The organism is Kitasatospora sp. NPDC056184 (assembly GCF_042268405.1).
GTDB lineage: Bacteria > Actinomycetota > Actinomycetes > Streptomycetales > Streptomycetaceae > Kitasatospora.
Genome location: NZ_JBHJUI010000010.1, coordinates 315,818 through 325,706 on the forward strand (window position 1 = coordinate 315,818; position 9,889 = coordinate 325,706).

General features: G+C 76.3%; 12 protein-coding genes and 1 pseudogene. 9 read left to right on the forward strand and 4 right to left on the reverse strand.

Annotation, left to right across the window (positions count from 1 at the left end; genetic code table 11):
• Positions 1–5: 5 nt before the first annotated feature.
• Entirely contained in the window at positions 6–1,070 is a 1,065-nt protein-coding gene (locus tag ACFC0B_RS21955; RefSeq protein WP_376088102.1) for a hypothetical protein, read from the reverse strand.
• Between the two features lie 348 nt (positions 1,071–1,418).
• Between ACFC0B_RS21955 and ACFC0B_RS21960 the strand changes: the two genes are divergently transcribed.
• Both ACFC0B_RS21960 and ACFC0B_RS21965 read left to right on the forward strand, forming a co-directional pair.
• Positions 1,419–2,405, forward strand: a complete 987-nt coding sequence (locus ACFC0B_RS21960) for an RICIN domain-containing protein (protein WP_376088105.1) — start codon at positions 1,419–1,421, stop codon at positions 2,403–2,405.
• 81 nt (positions 2,406–2,486) lie between these two features.
• A complete protein-coding gene (locus tag ACFC0B_RS21965) occupies positions 2,487–2,993 on the forward strand; it encodes a MarR family winged helix-turn-helix transcriptional regulator (protein ID WP_376088108.1) in 507 nt (168 codons plus the stop codon).
• On the opposite strand, the gene ACFC0B_RS21970 is transcribed toward ACFC0B_RS21965, so the two are convergent.
• The 3 genes from ACFC0B_RS21970 to ACFC0B_RS21980 all read right to left on the reverse strand — a co-directional run bounded on the left by ACFC0B_RS21970 (position 2,966) and on the right by ACFC0B_RS21980 (position 4,876).
• Positions 2,966–3,496 carry a GNAT family N-acetyltransferase gene (locus ACFC0B_RS21970; protein WP_376088111.1) on the reverse strand — a complete coding sequence of 177 codons (531 nt, stop codon included), beginning with the start codon at positions 3,494–3,496 and terminating at the stop codon, positions 2,966–2,968. The two genes, ACFC0B_RS21965 and ACFC0B_RS21970, sit on opposite strands and share 28 nt — an antisense overlap.
• The gene (locus ACFC0B_RS21975; RefSeq protein WP_376088114.1) at positions 3,493–3,660 is read right to left on the reverse strand and encodes a hypothetical protein; all 168 of its coding nucleotides are present in this window, start codon (positions 3,658–3,660) and stop codon (positions 3,493–3,495) included. The genes ACFC0B_RS21970 and ACFC0B_RS21975 overlap by 4 nt, the downstream gene beginning before the upstream one ends.
• A 241-nt stretch (positions 3,661–3,901) precedes the next feature.
• Positions 3,902–4,876: a BTAD domain-containing putative transcriptional regulator gene (locus ACFC0B_RS21980; protein ID WP_376088117.1), complete on the reverse strand. Its 975-nt coding sequence runs from the start codon at positions 4,874–4,876 to the stop codon at positions 3,902–3,904.
• 281 nt (positions 4,877–5,157) lie between these two features.
• Here ACFC0B_RS21980 and ACFC0B_RS21985 point away from each other — a divergent pair, with 281 nt between their 5' ends.
• The 7 genes and pseudogenes from ACFC0B_RS21985 to ACFC0B_RS22015 all read left to right on the forward strand — a co-directional run.
• Positions 5,158–5,898 carry a hypothetical protein gene (locus tag ACFC0B_RS21985; RefSeq protein WP_376088120.1) on the forward strand — a complete coding sequence of 247 codons (741 nt, stop codon included), beginning with the start codon at positions 5,158–5,160 and terminating at the stop codon, positions 5,896–5,898.
• A gap of 48 nt (positions 5,899–5,946) precedes the next feature.
• The gene (locus ACFC0B_RS21990) at positions 5,947–7,086 is read left to right on the forward strand and encodes a hypothetical protein (protein ID WP_376088123.1); all 1,140 of its coding nucleotides are present in this window, start codon (positions 5,947–5,949) and stop codon (positions 7,084–7,086) included.
• Between the two features lie 41 nt (positions 7,087–7,127).
• The gene (locus tag ACFC0B_RS21995) at positions 7,128–7,559 is read left to right on the forward strand and encodes a hypothetical protein (protein ID WP_376088126.1); all 432 of its coding nucleotides are present in this window, start codon (positions 7,128–7,130) and stop codon (positions 7,557–7,559) included.
• Between the two features lie 100 nt (positions 7,560–7,659).
• Positions 7,660–7,806 (forward strand): hypothetical protein, encoded by a 147-nt coding sequence (locus tag ACFC0B_RS22000; protein ID WP_350547294.1) that lies wholly within the window; start codon positions 7,660–7,662, stop codon positions 7,804–7,806.
• A 14-nt stretch (positions 7,807–7,820) separates the two neighbouring features.
• A complete protein-coding gene (locus tag ACFC0B_RS22005; RefSeq protein WP_376088130.1) occupies positions 7,821–8,342 on the forward strand; it encodes a hypothetical protein in 522 nt (173 codons plus the stop codon).
• A 133-nt stretch (positions 8,343–8,475) separates the two neighbouring features.
• Positions 8,476–8,916 carry a hypothetical protein gene (locus ACFC0B_RS22010; protein WP_376088133.1) on the forward strand — a complete coding sequence of 147 codons (441 nt, stop codon included), beginning with the start codon at positions 8,476–8,478 and terminating at the stop codon, positions 8,914–8,916.
• Positions 8,913–9,889 (forward strand): annotated as a pseudogene (locus ACFC0B_RS22015) (hypothetical protein); the annotation flags it as partial. The gene ACFC0B_RS22010 and the pseudogene ACFC0B_RS22015, both read left to right, overlap by 4 nt.

Consider the following 9,889-nt stretch of genomic DNA (forward strand, 5'->3'; position numbering starts at 1 on the left):
GTCGGTCAGTCCGGGGCGGCGTCGGCGTCGGCGTAGCGGTCGGCGGCGAAGGCGCGGATCGCGTCGGGGACGCCCCGGCCCCGGTCCGGCAGGTGGTCCAGGCGCAGCAACACGTAGAGCTGGTGGCCGTCCACGACGTCGGACCGGTCGATGCCGAGTTCGGCGCCCGGCGCCGAGTACACCGCGAGCCACGGGTGCCGGTCGGTCCGCCCCGGCACTCGTCCGCACGTCACGGCGGAGAGCTGCTCCCAGCGCAGGAACACCTCGTCCTCGGTCGCCTCGCGGACCCCGATGCCGGCCGGACCCACCCGGAGCCGCAGCAGCCGGCGCCGGTGCAGGACGGCCTGGAACACCAGGAACATCTCGACGAGGGTGAGGATCGGCCAGAGCGGGGGGCCGGCGACGACCGCCAGGGGAACGGCGACGGCGGTGGTGGCGGTCAGCAGCAGGAGCGACCGGAGCCAGGCGGCCCGACCCGCGGTGAACACCCGTTCCGGTCCGCCGCGACGGGGATCCACCACGTCCACCGGGCCGGGCGGGAGGACGCCGGGAGGGGCGCTCTCAAGCCGGGGCCCGGCGTGGCGGCGCAGCGCGTCGGCGAGGTCGGGGATCGGCTGGTCGAGGTCCTCGCAGTTCAGCACGGTGTAGGACCGCCCGCCGGAGCCGAGCACGGCGGACCTGCGCGGCAGGACCACCCCGGGCACCAGGGTGAGCACCAGCCGGGGCTTGGGCGGGACCGGCGGGGCCTCGTCCGCGCTGCGGGGTACGCGGTCGGTGATCGGCGGGTAGTACAGCATGGCCGACTCGACGTGGTGCCAGGGCAGATGGGCGTCGCGCAGGGTGATTCCGTCGTCGTCGATCCGAAGCCGGAACGGCTTCCTCAGGCGGACCAGGTCGCGGAGCCCGATCAGACCGGCGGACGCCAGGAGCGCCAGGACGAGCAGGGACGCCGCCCCCGGCCGGGAGCCGGTGACGAGCGTCCAGGCGGCCGTGCCGGTCACCACCGCCAGCGAGCAGAGGATGCGGAAACGGGCGCGCCGGAGGATCGTCCTCCGTGTCGTGAACTCCACGTCCAGGCCTTCCTGTTGGACTGTCGCTGTCGCCCCGATCCTGCCCGTGCGGGGGCGCCGGACGACCTCGGCGGCCGGGGTGTGGCCCGACCGTGACGCTCCCGGGACACCGCCGGCCGTCGGTACGTCCGGCGCCGGGTCGATCGGGAGTCGGCGCGCCGCCGCGCCGGACCGGGGGCCGCTCGGTGCCGCCGGCTCGTACCGGGGGTGTCCCCCGCCCCCGGGCCGGCGGTCCGGCAATGAATCGGGCGGAGAAGGGGCAGCTGCCGCAACGGGGTTGAACCGGCCGGTCAGGTCGGCCGAAGGTGCTCTTGCCCGGCCGGGCGCGGCTCGGGGAGGATCGGCCGCATGCGGGACCAGGACGGGGACGGATCAGAGGGCAGGGACCCGGGGCGGGGCGGAGCGAAGCCGCAGGACGCCCGGGACGCCGCGGAGTTCAACGCGCTGCTGCGGGAGATGAAGGAGCGGTCGGGGCTGTCCTTCCGGCAGTTGGAGGAGCGCGCGGCCGAGCGCGGGGAGGTGCTGCCGCGCAGCACGATCGCCGATCTGCTGCGGCGCGACACCTTGCCGAGGCAGGAGGTGCTGCTGGCCTTCCTGCGGGCCTGCGGGGAGGGCGCCGACACCGACGACTGGCTCGCGGCGTGGCACCGGATCGCAACAGGCCCCGGCCCGGAGCCGGACAAGGCCGCGGCCGAGTCCGTACCGCCGCCGCCGCCGCCCGCGCGCCGGCCCGGCCCCCGGCTGCTCGCCCTGGCCACCGTCGCGGCGGCGGCCCTGCTGGGCGGCGGCGCTTACCTGCTGACGGCGGAGGGGGGAACGGCGGACCGGGCCGCCCCGGAGGCGGGCGCCCCGCCGTCCGGCACCTATCGGATCCGCTCGGACGCCTCGGGCCTGTGCTTCTCCGAACACGAGGACGAGGGCAAGGGCCACATCTACCAGGCGGACTGCGCCGCGGCCTTCCCGGTGTACTCCCTGGAGCCGCTGGACGGCGGGCTGTTCCGGCTGCGCTCGCTGCACCCGGTGTTCGGCTACGGCTGTCTCGGGGTGGAGAAGGGCAGTACCCGGCCGGCCGCGCAGGCGGCGGACGACTACTGCGGCGGGCGCGGTACCTCGGAGCGCTTCCGGCTGGAGCCGGTCGCGGGCGGCGGCTTCCGGATCGTGCCGCAGCACAGCGGCTCCTGCCTGACGGTGTCGGGCGGGGCCGCCACGACGGCGCGCACCCCGGTGGTCCAACTCGCCTGCGATCCCGCGGAGTCCGGTCAGGTGTTCCGGTTCGACGCGGTGCCCGCCCCGACCTCCGTCCCGGACATCACCGCCCCGCCCCAGGCGTTGTGACCTGCGGCGACGGCGACCGCCCTCGGCGGGGGCGGCCGGGCGGTCCGGTACGGTGTGGGCGAGGAGAGGAGGGCGGGGCGGATGTCCACGGTGCCCGAGGGCGGCCTGAGCGCCGATGAGGCGGTGCGCGCGATGCTGCTCTTCATGCCGAGGGTGGCGGCGCGGCTGAAGCGCACGCCGGTGCCCGAGCGGCTGCGCTCGGCGAACCTGGCGCCCCGTCACCTGTCGATGCTGTCCTTCCTGCTGTTCGACGGGCCGATGCCGGTGAACCAGTTGGCGGCGCGGCTGGAGGTGGCCCCGACCACGGTGAGCCTGATGGTCAGCGACCTCAGCCGGCAGGGCGTGGTGGAGCGCCGGGAGGATCCGGCGGACCGCCGGCGCACCATCGTCACCATCACCGAGGAGCCGGAGACCAGGGCGGCCATCGAGGGCTGGCTGGCCAACGGTGCGGCCGCCTGGCGCAGCGCCCTCGCGCCGCTCGCGCCCGAGGAGCGCGCCCTGTTCGTCCGCACCGTCGAGGCCTACGAACAGGGCGCCGCCGGCCCCGCGCGGGCCGGGGACTACCGGTCGACCGGCATCGACATGTAGACGGCGCGCTCGCCGTAGCACTCGGGGACGGCCACGTCGCGGTGCGCGCGGTAGCCGAGCAGGGTGAGCAGGATGTCGGTGCGGCGCACCGCGACCATCGAGATCCGGTCGAAGCCCCGGCGGCGCGCCTCCTCCCGCAGGTGCCGGATGAAGCGCAGGGCGAGGTCCCGGCCGCGCAGTTCCTCGGTGATGACGAGGTCGTGCACATGGAGGTTGGTCGACTCGAAGACGGCCTCCTCCGGGCTGCTCAGGTCCGGGCAACGGTAGAGCGGGTACGGCAGGCTCAGCAGGTAGCCGACGACCCGGCCGTCGTGCTCGGCGACGTAGCAGGTGTCGGGCGAGGCCTGGCCCCGGGAGTACAGCGCCTGGCGTCCCTCGGAGAGGCCGTCGGCGGCGTACGCGGCGGACTCCAGCTCCACCACGGTGTCCCAGTCGCCCTCGGCGAGCCGGCGGAACGCGACCGCCTCCGTGACGGCCGCTCCCGCGCCGGTGCTCGCCGTCATCCGCGCACCGCCCCGGTCCGCGCGGCGGCCGCCGGTCGCCCGGAAGGTGCCAACGCGACGTCGGGGAGGGCGAGTTCGGCGGCGTGCGCGGCCTCCGTGCCGAGGGCCGTGATCATCGCGCCGCGCGCCCGGTCGGCGGGCAGGGCGGGGCAGATTCTTCTCATGCCGCTTCTCCGATGGGTGAGCTGAGTGGTCGTCGGATACCGAGGGTGTGATGCGCCGGGCCCCGAGGGGCGCCCGCGCGCGGCGGGACCGGGGCCGCCCCCACATTGCCGCGTCCCGGGCCCGCCGGGGCGGCGCGGACCTGGGACGCGGTGAATTCGCGCTGCTGACAAGCGCGTTCACCAGGCCTCAGGCAGTTCGAGGCCCGGCCTCCGACTACGGTGGACTAGACCAGCAGAGGTGTCAACGCGGGCCGCCCGCACGGTCCCCGCCGTGCCGCTCCACACTGCCCGAACGGGCAAGCCGCCCGCCCGGCGCGGACTCCTGGGCCCGTCCCGGCAGCGGGTCCTGGCGCAGGATGGCGCGGTGGACGCCGGCGAGCTCCGCGCCGGGTTCGATGCCGAGCTCGTCGACGAGCCGGCGGCGGGTCCGCTGGTAGAGCGCGAGCGCCTCCGCCTGTCGGCCGGTGCGGTACAGGGCCTGCATCAGCAGGGCCTGCGGCTGCTCCCACAGCGGGTGGCCGGAGGCCAGCCGCCGGAGCCGGGCCACCGCCTCCTCCGACCGGCCGAGCGCGAGGTCCGCCTGGGCGACCAGCTGCTCGGCCCCGAGCCGGACCTCGTCCAGCCGGGCGGCCTCCCACTGGAACGCGGGCAGGCCCTGGAGCTCGCCCAGGGCGGGGCCCCGCCAGAGCGCCAGCGACTCCCGGGCCGAGGTGTGGGCGGCGGCCGGGTCGCCGCCGGCGAACGCGGCCCGGGCGGTGTCGAGGAGCCATTCGGCGCGCCGGTAGTCGAGCTGTTCGTCCCGGACGACGAGCCGGTAGCCGGACGGGCCGCCGAGCAGCCGCGGCGCCGATCCGCCGGTGTCGCCCGGGCGGGCCAGGGCGGTGCGCAGGCGCGAGACGTAGCTCTGCAGGGTGTTGAGCGCGCTCGCGGGCTCCCGCCCGCCCCAGACGTTGTCGATCAGCGGTCCGACCGGCACCGGACGGCCGGGGGAGAGCAGCAGGGTGGCCAGCACCGCCCGCTGCCGGGTGCCGCCGATCGGCAGGCTCCCGCCGCCGAACCGAATCTCCAGGGGGCCGAGCGCGCACAACTGCCATGCCCCGTCCGCTCGGCAGTCCGCTCCGTAGGCCCCGTCGCCCGCGCCGCCCACTCCGTTGCCCGCTCCGCCGGATCTGCCGCCCGCTCCGCCGTCCGTTCCGCCGCCCGCGCTGCCGATCACGCTGCGCCACCTTCCCTGTCGTTCGTGTTCCCGGTTGTTCCAACCGTGAGCGAGCAGCGTGCTCTCTGCGCGTAGACGGCCACTCAACAGCGACTAAACGCTTGACCGTGTGCAGACTTCGTCGACGATCCAGTGCCGCTCTGCCCGGCTTCTCCTCCGGGTGTACGCGTCATGCACGCCGGTTGCACGCGGTTTGCACGCGCCGACGGACACGCTCTGTGGCGGATGACGGAACCCCGGACCGGATCGAGCGGTTCACGGGCCGACCGAGAGGGGACGCGATGGACTTCCGCGACCGCACCATGGTCCGACTGGCCGATCCGGAGCAGCGGGACCGGCTGTTCGACCAGCGGTCGCTGGAGAACCTGGTGGCGGCCGGCTACGAGACGGCCGCCGACGTGACCGGCCCGTACCGGGCGGCCTTCGACGAGCTGCGGCTCGGCGTCCGACTGGAGCGCCCGGTCACCGCCGAGGGCGGCTGGTCCGCTCCCGGCGGCGCCCGCCAGGAGGGGCGGTTCACCCTGACCGGCCTCGCCGGGCCCACCGCCGACGTGCTGTGGCGCGGCAGCGTGACGGTGCGCACCGGCGCCGGCGCCGACCGGGTCGGTGCCGTGGACGCCGCGCCCCGCACCCCGGCCGACGGGCCGGAGCTGACCGTCCGCTACCGGCCGGGCGCGGGGGCGCCGCGCCCGGTGGTCCTGCCGGTGCTGGCGGCCCTGCTGGTCCGCGAGTCCGTCCGGCCCGCCGACCTGCTGGCCGAGAGCCGGGCGCTGGCCGACGCGCTGGGCGCGCTCGGCGCGGCGGCGGCGCCGGGCTCGGTGCCGCTGCCACCGCGCGGCCGGGCCCAGGTCGGCTGGCTGGTGCCGCCGGCCGTGTTCGACGACCCGGACTGGCCCGGCGGCACCGCCGTCGGCGGCCCCGCCGAGCAGCGCGCCGCCCGCGCGGCGGCGGCCGGGCGGCTGCTCGCCGCCCAGGGAATCGCCCTGCTGGTCGTCCCCGACACCGCGCCATCCCAGAACTGACCGCTTCCACCGACCGGTTCACCGGCGGGAGAGCAGGAGAGGAAAGCCATGCCCACTGCGTACCCCTTCGTCGACATCGAGATCGACAAGTCCGGGCTGACGCCCCGCGTCCAGCCGTCCAGCGGGGTGATCGCGATCGTCGGCACCACCCCGGACGGCGCGAGCGGTGGCGGCGCCGCCGTCAACGTCCCGTACGTCGTCACCACCCCGGACGAGGCGCGCGCCCTGTTCGGCCAGGACAGCGTGCTGCAGAAGGCGCTGCTGCTCGCCCTCACCCAGGACCGGGTGCCGCAGAAGATCTACGGCGTGCGCGCCAAGGGCACCGAGTACGCCGCCGGGCTGGCCGCCCTGGAAGCGGCCGACGACGTGTCCGTGGTCTGCCTCGCCGGTGTGACCGACATCGGCACCGAGACCCCGCCGGCCGGTCTGCTGGCGCTGCGCGCGCACGTCGAGGAGATCTCCGCGAAGGGGCTGCGCCGGATCGGCGTCGCCATGATCGACCCCAAGGTGGAGAAGGCGCCGGACTACGTCGCGAAGGTGGTGACCCCGGCGCTGCTCAAGCTGCGCAGCGACAGCGGCCGGATGGTCCTGGTCGCCGCCCGGGGCGCGGACGGCGACGTCGCCGCCGCCACCGCCGCGGTGATCGCCGCCCACCCGCCGCACGTCTCGCTGCTGCTCAAGCAGGTCAAGGGGGTGCGGATCGCGAAGGAGAAGCAGTACGGGCCGTCCGAGATCATCGAGCTCTCCAAGGCCGGCCTGAACCCGGTGATCGACCCGGCGCTGATCGCGGGGGAGGGACTGCACCTGGCCGAGGGCCAGACCTTCACCACCGACCCCGCGTACGGGTACATCGACCTGCGGCGGGTGGTGGACCACGTGGAGTTCCTGCTGCGGGCCGGGCTGATCGGCAGCGTCGGCGACGCCCGGATCACCCGCACCGGCCTGACCATGCTCAAGCAGCGCACCGAGGGCATCCTCGGCGGTCTGCTGCGCGAGGCGGTCATCGCCGGGTTCGAGGTGCGGATCCCGGTGCTGGAGGTCCTCGGCCGCCCGGAGACGGAGTGGACCCAGGCGGACCGGGACGCCGTGCGCGCCGCGCGCGAGCAGCGGGCGGTCGACGTCCAGACCTCGATCACCTACGGCCCGGCCGTGCACCGCCTGCACGTCAAGCTCGCCGTCACCTACTAGCCACCCGCCAACCCCGCCGAGGACCTTGGGAGCCCGCAACCATGGCCGACTGGAACACCCGCCTGGCCGTCGCGTACATCGACGACGCCGGCAAGAGCGCCGAGATCGCCCCGATCGACTCGATGTCGACCACGTTCAACCTCAACGCCGAACCGCTGCACTCGCTCGGCGCGACGCACATCGGCGTCGTCCACCAGCCCTCGCAGGTCAACTTCTCGATGACGGTGAAGGCCATCGGGCCCGCCGCCGCCGAGCTCACCGCGATCGCGCTGCGCGGAGGCCGCTTCGACATCGTCCTCCAGGAGCAGTCGGGCACCGACTGGTCCTTCCGGACCGTGGTCGTGTCGGACTGCGTGATCACCGCCTCCGCGCAGTCGGCGAGCATCGCCGGCGCGCCGACCGCGACCTTCTCCGGCTTCTCGCTCGCGGCGAAGGTCGAGGGCAAGTCCGGTCCGGCGGTCTCGATCCCCTGATCCGCGCGCCCGCACCGGAGCCGGCGGCCGCACCCGGCCGCCGGCCCGGCACCGCCGCCCCACACGCCACCCGCCACCCGCCACGAACCGAGGAGCGCACGTGCCCGAGGCCGCGCACTACCACTTCCCGGTGGAGATCGAGGTCGCCCACGCGCCCCAGGTCGACCACCAGGCCATCGCCGACCTCGTGCTGGAGCGGCTCACCGCCCAGCTGGAGGCACTCGACCCCGCCCCGCGCCGGGACTGAGGGGGGAACCGATCGTGTCCAGTTTCCAGCGGTACGGGCCGCCGTCCCTGGTCCTCTCGGACGGGCTGGCCACCGTGCCCCTGTGGGCGGTGACCAGCCTGGACCTGAGCCGCCAGTACAGCTACGAGCGGATCGGGCCCGCAGAGGTGCGGGAGACCGTCGTGGTCTCCGGGCTGCTGGTCGGTGCCGAGCGGTTCGCCTGGAAGGCGGCGCTGGAGGCGCTGGCCGAGCACGAGACCGGCACCGGCGCGTTCGCGGCCGGATCCGCCCTCGCGGGCCTCGCCGACGCCGGCGCGGGGGCCGCGGGCCGGCAGCTGACCCTGCTGGCCGAGTCCACCATCCGCACCGACCTGCGGATCGTCTCGCTGGCCTTCGCCGAGCGGGCCGAACGCCGGGAGGTCGTCGAGGTCTCGCTCACGCTCGCCCACGCGCCCGAGTGGAAGGGCGGACCGGGTGTGCCGGCCGACGCGGCGGTGGCGGGCCTCTCGGCCCTCGCCGACTGGGAGGGCCGCCGGGACCGGGACGGCCGCCGATGACCCCCCGCCGCCGTCCCCCGGCGAACCGCCCCGCCCGTCCGGCGAAGCGACCCACGCATCCGATGAACCGACCCGCGCATCCGATGAACCGCCCCGTCACCCCACCGAACCGCCCGCCGAGGGAGGGATACCGTTGAGACCCACCGCACCGATCCTCCGGCTGCTCACCCCCGCCGAGCCCGACCCGCTGCCGCCCGGCGCCACCGTGGTCGACGCCGCGCTGGACGGCGGCCTGCCCGAGTACCTGCCGCTCCACCCCGACCTGGGCGTGTTCGTGGCGGCGGTGCTCGGCCGCGCCGACACCTGGCACGACGCCGACCCGGCCGCCGTGGTCAGCACCCCCGCCGACCCGGGCCGGACGTTCCGGCTGGTGCTGCGGGCCGGCGGCGCGTACGCCGGTGCGCTGTCGCTCACCGCCGGGGCCCGGCGGATCGTCGAACTGCCGGGATCGCCCCGCGTCGCCACCGAAATCACCCTGCTGGACTGGGAGTTGCGGGCCGGTTCGGTACGCGGAGCGGGCCGCCACGGCTCCCGGATCCGGCTCGCCTGGTGGGACCTCGGGGGTGCGGCGTGAGTGACTGGGCGCTGCGGATCACCGGCGGAGCGGCGCCGTTGGAGCTGTCCGGTGCGCAGACCCGCGGCGTGGTCACCCTGCGGGCCGAGGCGACGCTGCCGTCCGGCCTCGCCGCCGCCACCGTGCGGCTGACCGTGCGCGGGCTGGCCGACGCCGTCGCCGACCAACTGCTCGCCGGTCCGGGGCCGTTGGCCGTCGAGCTGTACCTGCACGGCGCGGCCGCCGGCCGGCCGTTCGACCCGGCGGCCCGGGTGGCGGCCGCGGCCGTCGAGCGGGTGGCGCGCCACCGGGGCCGGTACGGGCCGGAGTTGAGGCTGGACGGGATCGACGGGGCCTACCACCGGCTGTCGGCGGCCTCCCGCACCCCGGTGCCGGCGGGCGACCACCGCACGCAGGCCGCCGAGTTGGGCCGCCGGGCCGGCGTGGACGTGCAGGCGCACGGCGCCGCCGTCCGGAGCGGGCCGCTGGCCGCCGGGCCCAGCCACCTGGAGCACCTGGCCGGCCTCGAAGCGGCCCTGGCCGAGCGCGGCGGCCGCGGCGGGCGCGCCCTCGCGCTGTTCCGGGACGGGGTGCTGCACCTCGGCGCCCGGCCGGCCGCCCTGGTCGCCGTCCACGACGTCCGGCCGCGCTGGACCGAGGAGTTGGCCGGCGCGCGCGCCGACCGGCCCGCCGTCCGGCTCGGGCTCCCCGGTGACGCCCGGCTGCTGCCGGGCGACCTGGTGCGGCCCGGGGACGGGGCGCGGCCGCTGTACGTCACGGCGGTGCGGCACACCCTCGACCGCGGGCACGGCTTCACCACCGTGGTGGCCGCCGTCGCCGTCACCGGGCCCGACGCGGCCTGGGACGGCCGGCCCGGTGCCGCCGACCGCGGCACCCTCCGCTCCGAACCGGCCGCCGACCCGGCCGCCGCGGCCGCCCGGGCCGTCGCCGGCCTCGGCCGCGCCGCCGCGGCCCGGGCCGCCGTGCCGGAGGC

Bases quoted from the DNA above. Each gene is read 5' to 3' on its own strand.
- ACFC0B_RS21960 (WP_376088105.1), top strand. From the start codon at position 1,419: ATGCGGGACCAGGACGGGGACGGATCAGAGGGCAGGGACCCGGGGCGG.
- ACFC0B_RS21965 (WP_376088108.1), top strand. From the start codon at position 2,487: ATGTCCACGGTGCCCGAGGGCGGCCTGAGCGCCGATGAGGCGGTGCGC.
- ACFC0B_RS21970 (WP_376088111.1), bottom strand. From the start codon at position 3,496: ATGACGGCGAGCACCGGCGCGGGAGCGGCCGTCACGGAGGCGGTCGCG.
- ACFC0B_RS21975 (WP_376088114.1), bottom strand. From the start codon at position 3,660: ATGAGAAGAATCTGCCCCGCCCTGCCCGCCGACCGGGCGCGCGGCGCG.
- ACFC0B_RS21985 (WP_376088120.1), top strand. From the start codon at position 5,158: ATGGACTTCCGCGACCGCACCATGGTCCGACTGGCCGATCCGGAGCAG.
- ACFC0B_RS21990 (WP_376088123.1), top strand. From the start codon at position 5,947: ATGCCCACTGCGTACCCCTTCGTCGACATCGAGATCGACAAGTCCGGG.
- ACFC0B_RS21995 (WP_376088126.1), top strand. From the start codon at position 7,128: ATGGCCGACTGGAACACCCGCCTGGCCGTCGCGTACATCGACGACGCC.